This window comes from Desulfogranum marinum, assembly GCF_016918565.1.
GTDB classification, from domain to species: domain Bacteria; phylum Desulfobacterota; class Desulfobulbia; order Desulfobulbales; family Desulfobulbaceae; genus Desulfogranum; species Desulfogranum marinum.
Window position 1 is genome coordinate 48,449 of the sequence record NZ_JAFFQD010000001.1, and the last position, 18,592, is coordinate 67,040.

General features: G+C 46.0%; 19 protein-coding genes. 1 reads left to right on the top strand and 18 read right to left on the bottom strand.

The window, feature by feature from the left end; genetic code table 11:
* Positions 1-77: 77 nt before the first annotated feature.
* Positions 78-2,615, bottom strand: coding sequence for a TIGR03960 family B12-binding radical SAM protein (locus JWH17_RS00185; protein WP_232370799.1), 2,538 nt, complete (start codon positions 2,613-2,615; stop codon positions 78-80).
* A 122-nt stretch (positions 2,616-2,737) separates the two neighbouring features.
* Between JWH17_RS00185 and JWH17_RS00190 the strand changes: the two genes are divergently transcribed.
* The gene (locus JWH17_RS00190; RefSeq protein ID WP_205220533.1) at positions 2,738-3,709 is read left to right on the top strand and encodes an AMIN domain-containing protein; all 972 of its coding nucleotides are present in this window, start codon (positions 2,738-2,740) and stop codon (positions 3,707-3,709) included.
* 8 nt (positions 3,710-3,717) lie between these two features.
* Here JWH17_RS00190 and JWH17_RS00195 read toward each other — a convergent pair whose 3' ends face one another.
* From JWH17_RS00195 to ileS, 17 genes are all read right to left on the bottom strand, one after another.
* Positions 3,718-4,539 (bottom strand): DUF4292 domain-containing protein, encoded by an 822-nt coding sequence (locus JWH17_RS00195; protein WP_205220534.1) that lies wholly within the window; start codon positions 4,537-4,539, stop codon positions 3,718-3,720.
* On the bottom strand, positions 4,536-6,230 hold the full coding sequence (locus tag JWH17_RS00200; protein WP_205220535.1) for a tetratricopeptide repeat protein: 1,695 nt from the start codon (positions 6,228-6,230) through the stop codon (positions 4,536-4,538). The genes JWH17_RS00195 and JWH17_RS00200 overlap by 4 nt, the downstream gene beginning before the upstream one ends.
* A gap of 57 nt (positions 6,231-6,287) precedes the next feature.
* Positions 6,288-6,887 carry a dTMP kinase gene (gene tmk, locus JWH17_RS00205; protein WP_232370800.1) on the bottom strand — a complete coding sequence of 200 codons (600 nt, stop codon included), beginning with the start codon at positions 6,885-6,887 and terminating at the stop codon, positions 6,288-6,290.
* A gap of 8 nt (positions 6,888-6,895) precedes the next feature.
* Positions 6,896-7,927, bottom strand: coding sequence for a 4-hydroxythreonine-4-phosphate dehydrogenase PdxA (pdxA, locus tag JWH17_RS00210; RefSeq protein WP_232370801.1), 1,032 nt, complete (start codon positions 7,925-7,927; stop codon positions 6,896-6,898).
* Entirely contained in the window at positions 7,924-8,310 is a 387-nt protein-coding gene (locus JWH17_RS00215; RefSeq protein ID WP_205220537.1) for a YraN family protein, read from the bottom strand. The genes pdxA and JWH17_RS00215 overlap by 4 nt, the downstream gene beginning before the upstream one ends.
* A gap of 13 nt (positions 8,311-8,323) precedes the next feature.
* Positions 8,324-8,686, bottom strand: coding sequence for a PilZ domain-containing protein (locus JWH17_RS00220; RefSeq protein WP_205220538.1), 363 nt, complete (start codon positions 8,684-8,686; stop codon positions 8,324-8,326).
* Positions 8,687-8,862: 176 nt separating this feature from the next.
* Positions 8,863-9,576 (bottom strand): ribonuclease HII, encoded by a 714-nt coding sequence (rnhB, locus tag JWH17_RS00225; RefSeq protein ID WP_205220539.1) that lies wholly within the window; start codon positions 9,574-9,576, stop codon positions 8,863-8,865.
* Between the two features lie 201 nt (positions 9,577-9,777).
* Positions 9,778-10,125, bottom strand: a complete 348-nt coding sequence (rplS, locus tag JWH17_RS00230; protein WP_205220540.1) for a 50S ribosomal protein L19 — start codon at positions 10,123-10,125, stop codon at positions 9,778-9,780.
* 156 nt (positions 10,126-10,281) lie between these two features.
* Entirely contained in the window at positions 10,282-10,854 is a 573-nt protein-coding gene (locus JWH17_RS00235) for an RNA methyltransferase (RefSeq protein ID WP_205220541.1), read from the bottom strand.
* Positions 10,851-11,609, bottom strand: coding sequence for a tRNA (guanosine(37)-N1)-methyltransferase TrmD (gene trmD, locus JWH17_RS00240; protein WP_205220542.1), 759 nt, complete (start codon positions 11,607-11,609; stop codon positions 10,851-10,853). Before trmD ends, JWH17_RS00235 begins: the two co-directional genes overlap by 4 nt.
* 11 nt (positions 11,610-11,620) lie before the next feature.
* On the bottom strand, positions 11,621-12,157 hold the full coding sequence (gene rimM, locus JWH17_RS00245) for a ribosome maturation factor RimM (protein WP_205220543.1): 537 nt from the start codon (positions 12,155-12,157) through the stop codon (positions 11,621-11,623).
* Between the two features lie 2 nt (positions 12,158-12,159).
* Positions 12,160-12,390, bottom strand: coding sequence for a KH domain-containing protein (locus JWH17_RS00250; protein WP_205220544.1), 231 nt, complete (start codon positions 12,388-12,390; stop codon positions 12,160-12,162).
* A complete protein-coding gene (gene rpsP, locus JWH17_RS00255; RefSeq protein WP_205220545.1) occupies positions 12,391-12,648 on the bottom strand; it encodes a 30S ribosomal protein S16 in 258 nt (85 codons plus the stop codon).
* A gap of 82 nt (positions 12,649-12,730) precedes the next feature.
* Positions 12,731-14,080, bottom strand: coding sequence for a signal recognition particle protein (gene ffh, locus JWH17_RS00260; protein WP_205220546.1), 1,350 nt, complete (start codon positions 14,078-14,080; stop codon positions 12,731-12,733).
* A gap of 141 nt (positions 14,081-14,221) precedes the next feature.
* Positions 14,222-15,169, bottom strand: coding sequence for an ACP S-malonyltransferase (gene fabD / locus JWH17_RS00265; protein WP_205220547.1), 948 nt, complete (start codon positions 15,167-15,169; stop codon positions 14,222-14,224).
* Positions 15,170-15,187: 18 nt separating this feature from the next.
* Positions 15,188-15,667, bottom strand: a complete 480-nt coding sequence (lspA, locus tag JWH17_RS00270; RefSeq protein WP_205220548.1) for a signal peptidase II — start codon at positions 15,665-15,667, stop codon at positions 15,188-15,190.
* A gap of 16 nt (positions 15,668-15,683) precedes the next feature.
* Positions 15,684-18,494 (bottom strand): isoleucine--tRNA ligase, encoded by a 2,811-nt coding sequence (gene ileS / locus JWH17_RS00275; protein WP_205220549.1) that lies wholly within the window; start codon positions 18,492-18,494, stop codon positions 15,684-15,686.
* Positions 18,495-18,592 lie beyond the last annotated feature (98 nt).

The following is an 18,592-nucleotide window of genomic DNA, read 5'->3' on the forward strand; positions in this document are numbered from 1 at the left end:
TGTGGAACAACACCAGCTGCAGGTACAATTTTCCTCCATGTTCACCAAACGGAAATTGGCTATGCAAACAGTACCCTTTAAGCAGGTGTTTCTATTTCACGAATCTCAACTTTTTGAATTCTAACAAGAAGTGCCTGTTCTGGTGACAGGTTCAATCCATGTTCAAGTACTTCCCGTGGGTTTGTTCCTGCCTGACCGTGATAGTGAAGGAGTTCTACAAAAAGATCATGCCCCTGAGCCTCCATTGAAGCCACCAATGGCCGTAGATCAAGTTGCCGTCTTTTTTTCTTTCGTATTCGTTCTATGACCAGCTGGTCAAGAGCGTTAAAAGCAATCACCTGTTGCTGAATTTCATTTTCTGAAAACTCATCCAAAGTAACCTTGTACATGGCACAATAGCTGGCTTGGCGAACTTTCTTTTCCAATGTAATGTCAGTCACGGTTATAGTGGCCGGCAACTGTGCATCAAGGTTCGTTATTGTCTGGGCAAGAGAAGAAAGAGGCTTTCCAAGCTCAACATAAAAGTATTCAGCCCGACTTTCGATGCCCACCGGTAATGCCTGGCTAAAAGAAACCTTAGGCGACGGATTGTACCCCTGAGAAAAAAGGACAGGCAGACCGGCACGGTGTAGAGCGCGGAAAATCAGCTGCAAAATTTCCAGGTGCCCGTAGAATCGACTGTCACCCATACGAGAATACGACACTCTATATACAAAAGCCGTCCTTTCAGGTTTAACGATTTTTTCCCTGTTCAATGGAGCCGGAGGTAAAGAAGCCTCTTTTTTCTCATTTACCCTGGGCTTAATTGTCTCGAAATCGCAGATTCCGCACTGCTGACACCCTCCATTTCGACAATCTTCGGTGTAGAGTTGTTTTTTGGCATCAGCCAGCTCCTGCTCTAAAAACTGACGGTCTACCCCACTGTGCAGATGATCCCATGGTAGTATTTCGTCAAGGGTACGTTCACGAAGATAGGTATCCATTTCAATACCACACTCATCTGCTGCAACTTGCCACTGGTTAAGGTTAAAATGTTCCGACCATCCATCTAGACGTGCTCCTTTCTGCCAGGCTGTGAGAATCAGGTCAGCCAACCGTCTATCACCCCTGGAAAAAACGCCTTCCAGATACGATTGTTCAGGTTCATGCCACTTCAGGGCAAACCCCTTTCGAGGCAATATTTGTTTCAAACGATTTATTTTAGCCCGGGACTGCTCACGGGAAATTTGCGGTTCCCATTGGAAAGGAGTATGCGGTTTTGGAACAAAGGTGCCGATGCTGACATTTATTTTCACCTTCCCTCCTCGCCCTTGTCCAGCCTCCAGCTTGGCCTTTCGGGCCAGCTCTACAATGGCCTCCACATCCTCATCAGTTTCCGTCGGCAAACCAATCATGAAATAAAACTTGATCAAATTCCAGCCAAGAGCAAAGGCATCTTGACAGGTGTCCATCAGATCTTTCTCAAAAATACCTTTATTAATAACCTCTCGCAAACGATCGGTCCCAGCTTCAGGAGCGACGGTAAAACCAGTTTTCCGGACTCTCTTTATTTGATCCATGACCACCGGAGTCAGCGTGCCGACACGCATGGACGGCATGGAAACCGATACATATTCATCGGCAAAGCGATCCATCAGCTTGGTCATCAATGTATCCAGGCACGAATAATCTCCAGTTGATAAAGAAAGCAATGCAAGCTCATCAAACCCGCTGTTGGTAATACCGGCCTCAGCCAGTTCCATGATATCGTCTACTGATCGTTCCCGTACCGGCCGGTAGGTCATCCCGGCTTGGCAAAAGCGGCAGCCACGAGTACACCCTCGCGCAATTTCAATGCCTAACCTGTCATGTATAGGCTTAACAATCGGTACCAGGGGCTTGCTCACCAAAGCCGGTGATTGCATTTCAGGCAGTACTCGCCTCATGACTGATGTATACTCGGGCAATAAGGGTTCCACACTAGTGATTCGAGAACCATTGTACTGGGGCTGAAAAAAAGAAGGTACATACACCCCGGTAAGGGTACTGAGCTGCTTGAGTATTTCTTCACGTGACTGTCCCTGCTGCTTAAACTGCAGAAACTGCTCAGTCAGCTCCTCAACAATTTCCTCACCGTCACCAAGTACAATGGCATCGAAAAAATCAGCAACCGGCTCAGGGTTAAAAGCTGCCGCACCGCCGCCTAGAATGATAGGATGCTGCTCGTTACGATCCTTTGCATGTATGGGTATAAAGGCCAGGTCAAGCACAGTGAGAATATTGGTAAAACAAAGCTCATAGGGCAGCGTGATCCCCAGAATATCATAATCCGCCAATGGTCTGCGCTGCTCTAAGGAAAAGAGAGGCTGCCGGCGAGCTTTTAACGCTGCTTCCATATCAACATCCGGAGTGAAGCACCGATGGGCAAGCGCATCGCTACGCTGATTGAGGATATGGTAAAGAATCTGTAGTCCCTGGTGAGACATGCCTATTTCGTAGAGATCTGGAAAAATTAAACAAAAATGTACCTGCTCTTCTTCCCAGGTCTTGTCTACTACGTTAAGTTCCCCACCAATATATCGTCCCGGTTTGCGAACTAAAGGGAGGATCTGCTCTATGTTAACCTGTTTATTCATTGACATTATAGATAATTTAGGCTGTAATTCTCGTAGTCTCTACCGCAGGCGGTAAAGACAGTAAATGATTTAATACTACTTAATTAATATGCATTACAGTATGGCGTAATCACGCAATCACCATGAAAAAAATACAAATCTTTATTGCGTTTTCCTGTTGTTTGCTGTTTGCAGCATCCTGGTCAGCAGCTGTCGACCACAAACAATTGCTCAACAGCATTGAATATTTAGACCTCTCCTCGAATGCGGATCAAGTCACTTTTAAACTCAACGGTTCCTATAGCCCAAAAGCCTTTACTTTAAAAGGTGAAAGACCTCGAATGGTCTTTGATTTTCAGGATGTTCAAATCACCGGTAATATCAAAAACAGCATGCCGACCAACGGCCCCATTATTAAACAGATTCGTGTGGGCCTGCACAAAGGTGAGCCCCCAAAAACACGCGTTGTCTTTGATTTAGCCACCACAAAAGAAATATTCGTTGATCAACATTTTAACGATACAAGCTCAACGTTAACCGTTACGCTGTCAACCTTGGAATTTCCATCCACCGATTCTACGCAAGCACCAGAGCCTGGACAGGGTGTAAAAGTTGAAAAGGTTCTTCCTCCCGCAGCTCCAGTTCCCGCGAAAAATATGCTGCAGGCAGAAACGGTTCCGTCCAGTACCTCCACGCAAGAAAAAATCACCTCACCGCATAACCAGAACAGCAGCCCCGATTCCGGTCAGGCTGCGAATGCGCCCTTGCTGCGAGACGTTTCCTTTGACAATTCTTCCAACAAAGGCGAGATGGTGCTTTTTAAGCTCAATGGATTTTACCCGCCAATTGTACACGGCGTAGAAGTGGGACTTCCCAGAGCGGTATGTGACTTTCAAAATACAGTGCTTGCTGAAAGCGTTAAAAGTATAGAAAAAGCCAATGGCAAATATGTGAAATCAATCAGAGTAGGTAAACATAAAAATCCTGATAAAATCAGGGTCGTTCTCGATCTCGAGCCCAACAACAATTATGATCTACAACAGGTCTTTTTCAGGGAAGACAATCTCTTTGTGATCATCGTCAACACCATAGCATCTGCGCCCTTAAAACAATAAAGGCTCTTTTAAGGCAAAATGTCCACGGTAAAGTGGCTGGGTATGGAGAGATCAAAGGCTCCAGCGGGGAGTGGCGCAACAGATGCAACCTGCTGAACCTCCAGCCTGAATTTTCCCCTGACAGACTCTCCGCTAATATCAATTTGTCTCGGCCAGTGTGCGGTTCCAGAGGCAACCGGCAAATAGTCACTGTATAATATATCGATTGCAGGTCTACTTTCACTGTCAAGCATCAGGCGTCGTTTAAGAAATCCGTCATTTTGATCAAGCAGTAAGCGCTGCTCGCTCGCCCCCGAAGCTTCACTAACGCCATACCAGACTTCTTGACTGTGTTCAGCCCTGCCGCTTCCGGTAAAAAGACGATTCTCTGCCCCGGAAAGAAAACCGCCAAGCAGATAAAAAAGGTCCTTTGGCTCTATCAGCACCGGAATATATTGATGCCAGGTCTCTGATGCTACCTCACCTTTATATGCTCTGCCCGTGTGACTATCTACGATGGTGAACGTTTTGTTATCAGCAACAATGATTAATAACGCGCGCCCCAAGGGATCTAATGCGGTCAAACGAATGGAAGCAGGTCGCTGGAGCTGCAACACTCCATCAATACTCCCTTTACTGCCAAAGACATCCCAACTCAGATGCACATCGGCATCCAATGCCTCCGGAAGCGGTTGTTCCAGATATCTAAGCAATACTTCTTCCGCAGCCGCTCGCTGATCGCCCGGCAATGGCCGCAACGGGAGCACCTTTGCGCTGCAGCCATAAAAAAGAAAGACGCATAGCGATAGCAGCAGCAATCCGCTCCCTTGACTCCATCGCAACAGGTTCAATGATTGTCCCTATATTTTTTGCTACGATTAATTTTCTCCATCACGTTATCACGCTGTAAAGGATTATCCACAAAAAGCTCCCAAGCCCTCTGGTAGGCAACAATTGCTTGACCATATTGCCCGTTTTGCGCATATGCATCGCCCAGATGATCAAAAATAGCGGGATCATCTGGAGAGAGTTCGATTGCCTTTTTCAGCGCCTCAATCGAAAGCGCCAGCTTGCCCATTCGAAAATAGACCCAGCCAAGGCTATCTTGGATATACCCATTGTCGGGCTTCAATTGAACAGCCTTCTGAATATATTCAAGAGCTTGGTCTAGATTACGGCCCTCATCGGCCCAGGTGTAGCCTATAAAATTCAAAGCAGCCGCATTTTCAGGGTTGATGATGATGACCTGCTTCATGGCCTGCAAAGCAGCTTTACGATCCCCGCTATTTTCTTGAAAAAGACCATATTCATACAACAACATATCACTCTCGGGAAATGCAGCTATACCGTTAGCATAGGCTGCGGCAACACCTTTTTGATCATCCATTATCTCATATAATGCAGCCAATACGGCATACAATTCGGCAGATCGAATATCCTCTCGATCGACCATCGCCTTCACTAACGATACAGCCTCGTTAATTCGTCCCTGTTGTTGATAGATATGAATTTTCAAAAAAAGGGCATCGGTAAAATACTCGCCCTGCGAATCTATCTGCTGTAAGTGATGTAGTGCATCATCATATTGCTCCCTCTGCACATACAACTGGCCAAGCAGATATCTTGCCTCCGGCATTGATTCAACGGCCACGACCTCCTCCAGCAGGGAGGATGCGGCTGCATATTTCCGTTGTTTTATGTATAATCTGGCAAGAATCAGGTCAATCCGCCACGGCTGGTCAGAGATTTGACGTAATCCTTCAAGAACATTAACCGCCTTATCCTCCTGATCAAGCAACTGGTATACATGAAAAAGTCCTATTCGAGCCTCTTGGCTATACTCATCACGATCAAGAACTTCCTGGTATGCCTCCATAGCTTTTACATATTCTTTATTTTCCAGATAAAGCTCACCGATCTCCAACACTATATCTGCTGTCCACTGCTCAAGCAGCACTTGTTGAAGATGATATATTGCTTTTGTAGGATTGTGTTGACGCTTGAAGATACGAGCAAGCAGCAGGTGCCCACGGGGTGCACCATTGTCCATGGTTAACACCGGCAAAAGAATATGCTGTGCACGCTCGTATTCCTTTCTGGAAAAAAAAAGTTCTGCCAGAAGATACCGCGGGATTGGATTGCCAGGAAGCTGTTGGATAAGATATTGGTACTCTAAGATCGCCTGATCGAAATTATTTTGCCTCAAGTAGGCCTTTGCCAGCAATTCTCTCATTGCCGTATCATCAGGGGTGTGGACAAGGTGGTTTTTTAGCCAGGTTACAGCTTCATCGTCCCGTTCCATACGTAGCAATATCACAGGTATCTTGCGCTGGATAAAAGGATTTCCAGGATCACAAATCAACGCTTTCCGGTAAGCTGCGAGCGCCTCATCAAACTGTAAATACAGTTCTGTATACCTTGCCCAGAGAAAATAAAAATAAGAGCAACTGGGGTCAATTTCCTCTGCTACCTGCCGGTCGGCCGCATCTTTTGAGATTGTTCCGGAAATATCAGGGGTTGAGCATCCTGTATGTAGCAGCAAAATGCTTGCTAGAAACATAAAAATACAACGCCGATGGAGCCCCATACCTCTACCTGTTCACGATTGTAGTTTTTGAGCACACACCCGATCCACTGTCTCTCTGATCTTTTGCTGAACTTCTGCAAACGCGCCACCCGCTTCTATTCTCACGATAGCCGGGTCATCAAAAGAAGCAAACAGGGCGGCAACCTGCTCCAACTGCGCGGCCTGTTCGAAATCATTGAGCTGTTCCTGTCGCTGCTCCTGAATCCTCCGTAGACTCACATCAACACCCATGGTTAATAAAAGTACCAGATCAGGCCTCGGGGCAAATGCATTACGCTGAAAAATAGACTTGGGATCAGCTCCCAAAGCGCCCTGGTAGGCTGCGGTGGAATAATAATAGCGATCAGTTAACACCACGCAGCCTTTGTCGAGTGCAGGCTGGATGCATTCTGCAACGTGCTGACGGCGGTCAGCAATAAATAAGTCGAGTTCCTCTTCCATGGTCACAGTATGTCGACTGGTGTATAATGCCCTGATTTTTTGCCCATAAGGACCATCTGTAGGCTCTCGTGTTTCGACAACTTCTTTTCCCTTGCGGCGAAGGTAGTTGGCAAGATATTGTAATTGTGATGTCTTGCCGGTACCATCTATCCCTTCAAATGCGATCAACATACCTTTTTTCATCTACCCATAGCCTTTTTCCGATTGGATACGATGTCCGCAGCCATGGAAACAGCAGCAGCTAAACTTTTTTCATCAGCCAGCCAACGCCCAGCAATATCATAGGCAGTACCATGATCAACAGAGGTCCGCACAATCGGCAGACCTAAGGTAACATTTACACCGTTTTCAAAATGAAGCAGTTTAAAAGGAATCAAGCCTTGATCGTGATACATAGCAATCACAGCATCATATCGCCCTGCAGCAGCTTGATAAAAAACCGTATCAGGGGGCCAGGGTCCGGAAACATCGCCCAAATGTCGGCACGATTGAACTGCCGGGGTAATGATCAGTTCTTCCTGATCACCAAACATTTTCCCTTCCCCTCCGTGTGGATTGAGTGCAGCAACAGCAACCCTGGGACAGGGCAGACCAAAATCACGTTTTAATGAAGCCATAGTCATTGCTATACAATCAACAATGGAGTTTTGATTCAGCAGAGAAGGTACTTTTTCCAAAGCCTCATGAATCGTAACCAAAATCACCCGTAACTTTTCTCCTGCCATCATCATTCGGTAATTTTTGGTACCGGTCAAGCTGGCAAGCATCTCTGTGTGCCCGGGAAAAGGATAGCCTGCAAGATGGAAACTATATTTACTGATAGGACAGGTTACTAAAGCAGCAGCGTGGTCTTTTTGCACAAGTTGGACACTTTTTTCAATGTATTGCCCCATAACCTTACCGGTTTCAACATCAGGCTTACCCCAGCGCGTTTCATCATATTCCAAGTTGGAGACCGGGTAAACGGGAACAGTACCAGGCTCTATTTTTTCTCCAGGAGACCAGGAAACAACATCCAGCGGCACGCTCAAAGCACGAATAACTCCACGTAAAACGGCAATATCCCCAACTACCACCATTTGCTCATGAAAAGGGCAGTCGGGATGACTGAAATAGCGAATGATAATTTCAGGTCCTATGCCTACCGGACAGCCCATTGTCAGAGCTAGAGGTTTACCTAGAGGATCAGGTGTGCTGGACGATGTTGTCATAACGGCGTACTTTCAAAAGCATTGGTGATAATTTCGATCCGGCTTGTGCCGTCATTTGCTAGCTGGACAGCAACGACATCAAATCGGGCGTTCACATTGATTAAATTATGGCGACTAAGGTAATCCTGGGCGATTCTCGTAAGCTGACGCTGCTTCCTCACGTCGACAGCCTCAAAACCAGTGCCGAAAGCAGCAGACCTCCGGGTTTTAACCTCCACAAACACAATGGTAGCATCTTGGCGGGCGACAATATCGACTTCGCCAAACCGTCGTCGATAATTTCTGGTTATAATAGAGTAACCACTCTGGATCAGGTAATCAGCAGCTATATCTTCGCCATGTTTCCCAAGCTCTATATTTTTTGTTTTGCGTTTCAAAAACATGATCAGGTGAAAATCATCCAGGCTCAGCCTCTGCCATGCGAGCCATTTTTCCCTGATATACAGGAAAAAGGACAAACCATTCCAAAGGGCTTGAAAAAGAAATTCCGGAAGAGGGAGTCGAACATCTCACAATCTGCCCATGCACCTCATCTATTATGAGTTTGCTGAATTCACCAGGAAAGACAATATTGACAATGCATTCCTGGTCTTGATATTTTCCAGGAATTTCAGTGTCCAGAGCAAGTCCGGAAACACTGACATTATTTGACCATCCTTGAAATATTTTTTTATCAGAAAGCAGGATTATTGTCACATAAACCCTGTACGTCAACCGTGATCCATTCCTTCTGTCATCAATATCCTGCTTTAATTGCATACTCGTCTTTGCCTCAGCTAAGGTTTGCGGCTTTCACACTTACTCCTTCATTTGCAGCATAAACGAAAACAACTATAATTTCGACCAGATAAAGTTTTCCAATCTCTCGCCTGAAATAAAGAACCTACCTTTTGCAGGCATACTCAATAAACATAAAAGCAACCGGGCAGTATTACCTACCACAGCGAACCTTGCTCAGATGAGCTTGTCCGCTCCCCCTGCTGCCAATACTCACGGACACCCTTAAAAGTACGCCGGTGAAGTGGGCATGGACCGTATTCTTTGATTGCGAGCCTATGTTCTTTTGTAGGGTAGCCCTGATTTTTTATAAAATTATACTCTGGATACGCTTGGTGGTAGTCAGCCATTAATCGATCACGGGTTACCTTGGCCACAATAGAGGCAGCTGCTATTGAAAAACTTTTTGATTCACCTTTAACAAGAGGCAGTTGCGGTAGTGGCAAAGGAACTTGGAATTTGCCATCCACAAGCAAAAAATCGATTTTTCTCTTATGCAGTTTTTCGGCGCACTCCTCAACAGCTCGTTGCATTGCAACCAAAGAGGCTTGATGGATATTCAAAAATTCAATTTCCCGTGCAACGACCTTACCTACACCAATGACAGCAGTAGTTGCCTGCAGGGAAAAAAACAATTCTTCTCTTTGCGCAGAAGAGAGCATTTTCGAATCTTTATAAAAGGCAGATGGTCTTTCAGCGGGTAAGACAACGCACGAAGCAACCACTGGTCCGGCAAGAGGACCTCTGCCGGCCTCATCTACGCCGCCAATCGCAGACAATCCATGTGCATAAAGGGTAGTCTCGTAATGCCAGGGATCAATATCTTGAGGAGAACAACAAGAAGAGAGTGAAGGATATGAAGAGGGTACCATTTTTCCACTCCATGCGATTCACTGTTGAAAGGGACTATCAGGCTGACAACTGTACACTGTCAATTACACGCAAATAGTGTAAGCACGGTATACAAGCTGCCAGCCAAACAGGATAGTGCAAGAGGCTTCCAATTTTATGATCTTTCCGCAAGAAAGCGGGAAAAGAAAAGACCATACAGGCTGTGCCAAATAGCCACGCCTTTAGATAAGACCTCTTTCCCGAATACGAGCAGCTTTACCGCGGCGAGAGCGCAGGTAATACAGCCTGGAGCGACGAACACGTCCTAGTGTTACGACCTCAATTTTTTCAAGGCGTGGAGAATGTAGAGCAAATGTTTTTTCAACGCCAACACCATGGGATATTTTCCGCACCGTGAAACTGGCATTCATTTTCCCACGTTTGCGCTTGAGCACTACGCCCTGGAAAACCTGTACACGCTCTTTACTCCCTTCAACGATTCGAATGTGAACTTTCACAGTATCTCCTGGACGAAAATCCGGGATATCAAATCGCATCTGTTCCATATCAATTTTGTCTAATATATTCATTGCCATCTTTAACTATTTACGGGCACTTCTTGCAGCCTGCGGTGCTCTCCGACCCGAGGGATGCCTCCAAATCATCCTTTATAACACTGTCAATAGGCAACATACTCATTTGTATGATGCTTCCAGTTTCTAACTCCATAAAATACTATGTTTTCTCTACCCTTTGCTCAGCAATCGATCAAGAATAATCGAGACTGCAGAACGTACGGATAGATGGTTAAAGCTACTCTCACCCTTGATAGGGGGCAATGTTGCGTCTGCAATCTCCATAGCACTGGGTGCTAACCCCCATGCTGTGCCGAAAAGCAGCATTACCGGGACACCATTATAAATTTTATCCCTTACCGCCTTATAGTGCAATTGATTGCTTACGTCCTTGGCACAGGTGGTAAGAATAAAGGGTTTTTGTCCATTCTTTTGTGTAGAACCGGCAATTACCGAATCCAGATCTTCACTGACCTTAATAATTGATAATGCCTCGGCTCTGTCGCTGGCAACTTTACCACCATGTCCTGCCGTCCAATGGGAGGTGATTTGATTGACCAAATTTTGCTGCTCCTGATAAGGTGTGACTACCCAAAAGGTATCCACCCCAAACGTCTTCCCTGCCCGTGCAATGTCATGTAGGTCCAGATTGGTAACAGCCGACCCAATGGTTTCGCCTTTTTTATTGACAACCGGAGCATGGACAAGAACAACTTCGACGTGTATTGGTGTTGGCACAATCATGGTGCTTGGTTTATATCCTGAATAGCATCAAGCAAGCCTTCCTGCCTAAGCATTTTTTTTTCCGCTGAGGAAAATTGTGCCTCGGCAAGGAGGTCTGGACGATGTTTCAAGGTCAACCTCACCGACTCTGTCAATCTGAATTGCTCAATCGCAGCATGATTTCCAGAGAGCAGAGCTTGAGGAACTGTTTGCCCCTGGAACTCCCTTGGCCGGGTATATTGTGAGTGCTTCAGCAAGCCTCTACTAAAAGTATCATTGGTAGCTGAATCACAACATCCTAAAACCCCCGGCAATAACCTGGTAATCGAATCAACCATTATCATTGCTGCTAATTCTCCACCTGTAAGAACATAATCCCCGATGGAGATTTCTTGATCAACATATCTGTCGGTGAAACGTTGATCTATCCCTTCGTAGCGCCCGCAGACCAAAATCAATCGCGGTTCAGCAGCTAATTGTTGTGCTACTTGCTGCGTATACTGTTTGCCTCTTGGGGATAGAGCTATAACTTTATATGCCCTACCATCACTGACTATATCATCTATACACGCTGCAAGCGGCTCAGGTTTCATAACCATTCCTTCACCACCGCCAAATGGTCTGTCATCGGTCATTTTATGCCGATCAAGAGCATACTCACGTATATTACGTATGTTCACATCTATTTTTCCTGCGCCTAATGCTCTGCGGATAATACCCTCTTGCAAGGGAGACTCAAAAAAGTCGGGAAAAATAGTTAATATGTCGAAAATCATATACTACGAGTCTAACCGTTGATTTCCAACAGCCCTGGTGGTAGAGAAAAGATGATTTCATCGTCTTTATTTTCAACAACAAAATCAGCGACAAAGGGAATGAGATATTCCTTCCCGTCATCCTGAATACTGAGCAAATCTTGCCCTCTCCCTGTTATAACAGCAACAATCTTGCCAATATTTTGTCCTTCAACAGTCATAGCCTGCTTCCCTTGCAGAGAATGCAGATAGAATTCACCGTCATCGAGTTCCGGCAAATCATCCGCATCAACCCACACCCCCTGCCCTACCAGGATCTCGGCTTGATTGCGATTAACACACCCTTCAAACGCAGTAATAGCTACTCCACCCTGAGCACGCATTTTTTTAGCAGTGTATACAGTGTGAGTTTTACCATCATCAGCCGACAGATAAAATCTCGTGTAGTCGTAGAGGTTAGCTGCAGTTTCAGTGAAGGCATAAATCTTCACCTCACCACGAATTCCATGTGCTTTGACAATCTTGCCCAGCAGAACAAAGCTACCGGTCTGCCCTCCGGTATTATTCATAGCTACTCTAGTATCTCGAGTCGAGAACGCTTATTTTCTTTAGCAAGTGAGGCAGAAAGTACGGTGCGCATTGCCCGTACTGTTCTGCCTTGTTTGCCGATAACTTTGCCTAAGTCTTCTTGCGCTACCCGCAGTTCGACAACGACACTGTCATCTTCTTCCCGCAAAGAAACATTTACTTCATCAGGCTTATCAACAAGCCTTTGAGCAATAAATTCGATTATTTCTTTCATTTATGCAGCAGCAACAGGTTCAGCAGCATGCTTTTTGATAAGGCTTTTCACAGTGACTGTCGGCTTTGCACCCTTTTTAATCCATCCATCAAGCTTTTCACTGTCAATGGAGACAGCAGCCGGTTCCTGCATCGGATCATACGTTCCAACAATGTCTAAAAACTTACCATCACGGGGTGCCTGACTATCAGCCACGATTATTCTGTAAAATGGGCTCTTTTTGCGGCCTTTTCTTGTCAATCGAATATGTACTGCCATTGCTAGTTATCCTCCTGTGGATATAAAACGATCTCAACAGTTGTTCAGCAACGACTGTTGAAAAAAATATAAAAGTTGGTACCTACCGGGTTAACCCCTTCGGCATTTTGCGACGTTTTCCACCCCGCACTACCGATTTACCTTTGAGTTTTTTCATCATTTTCAACATCATGGTATAGCTCTTCAGCACCCTGTTCACCTCCGCAACGGAGGTGCCGGAACCCTTGGCTATTCTTTGCCTCCTGGAGGCATTGATGATCCGATGATTACGCCTTTCCTTCAATGTCATTGACCGAATAATGGCTTCGGTCTTACCGAGTTCCTTCTCATCAGGCTTAGGTGCGTCTTTCACCTGCTTTAACTTATTAATTCCTGGAATCATTCCCATAAGCTGTTCAAGATTACCCATTTTCTTGATCTGCTGAATTTGCTCTAGGAAATCTTCAAGGGTAAATTCGTTTTTCTGTATTTTCCTTGCCAGTTTCTGCGCTTTCTTTTGATCAACAACGGCCTCGGCCTTCTCAATAAGAGATAGAACATCTCCCATTCCAAGAATTCTTGAGGCAGTCCGATCTGGATGAAAAACTTCGAGCGCATCGACACCTTCGCCCACACCCACAAATTTAATGGGTTTACCTGTTACCTTTTTAACAGATAATGCAGCACCGCCGCGGGCGTCACCTTCCATTTTGGTGAGTATAACACCAGTGATTTCAAGATCACTGTTAAACTTAGCGGCAACGGTTACGGCATCCTGCCCTGTCATCGAATCAGCGACGAAAAGGGTCTCTGTAACATCTACAGCGTTACAGATGTCACGCAACTCGTTCATCAACGCTTCGTCGACATGGAGTCGACCGGCAGTATCGATAATAACGGTATCGCACTTGCTCTCCCGAGCACTGGCCAGGGCGGCTTCTGCTATATCCACCGGTTTTTGATCGGTAGATGAGTCAAACACAGGTACTTCCACCTGCTTACCAAGAACCTGTAACTGATCGATAGCTGCAGGACGGTAGACATCGGCAGGAACAAGCAGTGGTTTACGCCCGCCGGCCTTAAGTTGCTTAGCCAACTTGGCTGCAGTGGTGGTCTTACCCGACCCTTGCAGCCCAGCCATCATGATAACCACAGGTTGTCGGCCATCAAGCTGAAGAGGTTCTGCCTGACTGCCAAGCAACTCAACGAGTTCGTCATGGACTATTTTAACAACCTGTTGCCCAGGAGAAAGGCTAGTAAGGACCTCGTGCCCCACAGCCTTCTTGGTAACAGATGCAACAAACTCCTTAACAACCTTAAAGTTGACATCAGCCTCAAGAAGTGCTTTACGCACCTCTCCCATAGCTTCCTGAATATTTTCTTCAGTCAGCTTACCGTGGCCACGGAGTTTCTTAAATACACCTTCAAGTCGGTCTGTTAAATTTTCAAACATATCCTGTCTATAGAAAAACGGCTCTTTCGGCTTACAGCCGGAAAGAAGCCATTAAAATTTTGAAAACGGAAATTTTACACTATTACTCCATAGATCAACTCTTGTCAAGCAGGAAGAAAACCATGACGATCCAGGCTTTTATCACCCGGCAATAGTATCAACTACCTTTTGTAAACGTTCCGGGGTGTCGGCCTGCAGGCAAGTTACTCCTGACTTTCTCGGTAAAATTTTTCGCATCATACCTGTAAGTACATTTTTCGGACCTAGCTCAACAAAAACCTCAACCCCGTCGGCAACCATCTTGTCAACTATTTCAACCCAGCGTACAGGTGAAGCGATTTGCCGTGCCATTACAGATCGAATATCCTCAGGTTGCTCAATCGACTCTGCAGTCACGTTGAAAAAGACGGGTATAGAGGGGGACTGAAAAGAGACGGTCTCCATGAAATCAGCAAAATCAGCTACAGCACCGGCAACAAGCGGGCTGTGATTGGCAACACTCACCTGCAATGGAATAACTTTACCGCCCTCTTCCTGACAGAGAGCACTCACAGTATCCAATCCCTGCGCATCCCCGGAAATCACCACCTGTGCCGGCGTGTTATGATTGGCAATAACAGCAACACCCGGCCCTGTGGAATTGGTGAGCAATGCCTCAACTGTATCACGGGAAAGGCCTAAAACAGCGCGCATTCCACCTGGATTTGCAGCGCCTTCTCGCTCCATCAGCTCTCCACGTTTGGTCACCAGAGATAACGTGTCAGCTGCGGAAAGTACTCCTGCAGCATGCAAAGCGGAATACTCACCCAAACTATGACCAGCAAGGTAGTCAGGTTTAAAACCAGGCAGCATCTTAAGCAGTTGTTGCCAGCAAATAAGGTTAATAACCGTCAGTGCCGGCTGAAGGTGTAGGACTCTGGTTAACTCCTCAAGCGGTCCATCAAGACAGAGCTCTTTGAGCGGAAATCCTGATATTTCACCTCCCAACCGGAAGAGGTCAGCAGCGTCCTGATCCTGTTCGAGAAACTGCTGCCCCATGCCAATATATTGCGATCCCTGTCCTGGGAAAAAAATAGCTGTTTTTTTCATTACTACTTCTAATACTCACTACTTGGTGTGTTTCTTTGCCCGCTCAAGAATAACATTGGTAACAATAAACAGGATCACCCCTACTGTAATTGCAGAATCAGCAATATTAAATGCGGGCCAGTGTGAGGTTCCAACATACACATCGAGAAAATCAATCACATAACTCAACCGAACTCGATCAATGAGATTTCCAATCGCACCACCGGCAATAAGAGAGAGTGCAACACTATACCAGTTGCTTTCCCTTGAATAACTGCGATGAGCAATCACAATAATGACCATGGCGATGATAGTGGCACAGATAAAAAACAACTGCCTCCATAATGCCGGCTGACCAGCCAGCATACTAAAAGCAGCCCCATTGTTGGTGAGATAGGTCAGGTTAAAAAAACCCGGAACAATCTCCCGGGTTTCATACAAGTCAAAATGCTGCACTATCCAGATCTTGGTTGCCTGATCAAGGACGGCAACCAGCAGCACCACGATGAATGAACGCATGGCGTTTACGATCTTTCTAGGCAAGCGAACGCACAACAGCGGAACAGCGGGCACATATCGTTGGGTGTTCCGCATCTAAACCGACAGAGGGTGACACTATCCAACAACGCTCACATTTTTTTCCGGATGCAGGCTGTACGGCTATTTGCAGACCATTTAAATTTTCGGCGGCTACGAACTGCACTCCCACTTCTTGGTTATCCTCTTTCACCAGTCGCAGCGAAGAAACAATACAGAGTTCTTGTAACTGTTCTTGATGCTCTTCCAGAAAGGGGATCAGAGCATCATTCGCCTGCAGCACAACTTCTGCATCAAGAGAGAGTCCTATGATTTTTTCCCGACGGGCATTTTCAAGCACTCTGGTCACTGCGCTACGTAATTCCAACAAAGTATCCCACCGGGTGAGCAACTCCTTATCAGATTTAATATCCTGCACATCAGGAAATGCAGCAAAACTAATTGTCTCTTCAAGAGCACCGTTTTGAGGCAACGAATGGAACGAAGCCCATGCTTCATCTGCAGTGAAGCAGAGAATTGGTGCCATCAACCGGAGCAACCCATCCAGGATTCGTGATATCACAGCCTGCGCTGCACGACGTTCAGCAGCATCAGGAGTTGAACAATACAGCCTGTCTTTGAGAACATCCATGTAGATGCTGGAAATAACAGTACCACAAAAATTAAAAATGGAATGGTACACGGTGTGGAATTCATACCGCTCATAGGCAAGGGTGACCCGATCGGTCAAAGCTGCAAATTTTGCAAGGGCCCACCTATCAAGTTCTGTGTAGTGCTCAGGCGCTACTTGATGAATATCAGGGTTATAATCATATATATTGCTTAATAAAAAACGAATGGTATTGCGTATTTTCCGGTAAGCGTCAGACACCTGTTTCAAGATTTCATCGGAAACCTTAACATCATCCTGATAGTTTTCACTAGATACCCACAACCGTAAAACTTCTGCACCATATTTATCTATCACTTCTTGTGGAGCAACGACGTTACCCACTGACTTGGACATCTTTTTCCCTTGTCCATCTACTACGTAGCCGTGGGTTAACACCCCGTGATAAGGAGCTCGATTGCGGGTTCCAATAGAAGTGAGCAGAGAGGACTGAAACCAGCCCCGATGCTGATCACTGCCTTCCAAATAAAGATCGGCCGGCGAATGCAGCTCTTCACGCGTTTCCAACACAGCGGCATGACTGGTACCGGAATCAAACCAGACATCCAAGATATCTGATTCCTTGACAAAAATATTGCTACCACAGCTACAAGACGTTCCTTCAGGTACAAAATCTGCAGCCTCGTGCTTAAACCAGGCGTCTGCTCCTTCCTGGAAAAAAGCCTGTTCAATTTTTTCACATACACCGGGATCTTTTAATATTTCACCGCAGGCCTCACAGGTAAGCACGGTTACCGGCACTCCCCATGAGCGTTGACGAGACAGGCACCAGTCAGGCCGAGATTCAACCATACCGTAAATACGCTGCTCTCCCCAGCTAGGTGTCCACTTTACTTGCTGGATAGCTTTCAGTGCCTTTTCGCGCAATTCAAGTTTTTCCATGGAGATGAACCACTGTGCAGTGGCCCGGTACATGACGGGCTTTTTGCATCGCCAGCAATGGGGATAACTGTGATGAATAGATTTTTCATGGACCATAGAACCGTCTGCAAGCATATCATCAGCTATCTGCCTGTTGACATCCGGCACTAGCTGCCCGGCATATTTTCCTGCTTCTTCTGTAAAATGTCCATCATCAGTGACCGGAGACAAGATATCCAGTCCATAACGCAATCCGGTCAAATAGTCATCGGCACCATGGCCGGGAGCAGTATGCACGCAACCAGTTCCCGACTCGGTGGTGACATAATTTGCCAACACCATTAATGAATCACGCTCCAAAAACGGGTGACGACATCTTTTCCCCTCAAGCTCTTTGGCTGAAAATGTTGCAACCACTGCATAGTCATCGCGCCCAAACGATTCAAAACAAGGCTCGACCAATTCTTTGGCCATTATCCAAATCTCACCGTCAACAGCGACGGCCGCATAAACGAAATCAGGATGAAAGGCAACGGCCAGATTTGCAGGCAAGGTCCAGGGAGTGGTTGTCCAGATAAGGACATTCACCTTTTTGTTGCTTAACTCAGGTATAATTTCGCTCAAATCGTCAATAACTGGAAATTTAACGTAGACAGACGGAGATGTATGATCAGCGTAGTCTACCTCTGCTTCGGCGAGCGCTGTGCCGCACGAAGAACACCAGTACACAGGCTTTTTAGAACGAACCACAGCACCGGAAAGAAGAAATTTATTAAACTCGGCTGCTATCGCTGCCTCATAAGAATAATTCATGGTGAGGTAAGGCTCGTCCCAGTCGCCAAGAACCCCAAGACGTTTGAATTGTGCTTTCTGGGTCTTAATCCATTTCCCGGCATACTTGCGGCAGGCCCCCCTTTTACCGAGGGTGGATATTTCCTGTTTTTTTGCTCCCAATTCAAGATCCACATTATGCTCAATGGGCAGTCCATGACAGTCCCACCCTGGAATATAGGGAGCATTGAAGCCAGCCATTCTTTTGGAGCGAAGAATTATATCTTTTAGGACCTTGTTGAATGCGGTCCCTAGATGGATATTTCCATTAGCATAAGGAGGGCCGTCGTGCAGAATAAAAGATGGCTTTCCTTCGGCGTGCTGCTGCAATTTTTTATAAAGCTCTCCCTTTTCCCAACGCTTAAGCGCTATCGGTTCTTTCTGGGTAAGGTTGGCCTTCATCTTGAAGCTTGTTTTCGGCAGGTTAAGTGTGTCCCTGTATTCCATTTTTACTCTCAAAATAGGTAAATATTCGATACTCTATATGCTAAAACCAAAGGTGTAAATTCTACCAACAACGTTGCAAGATGCAAGAGAAAAACATC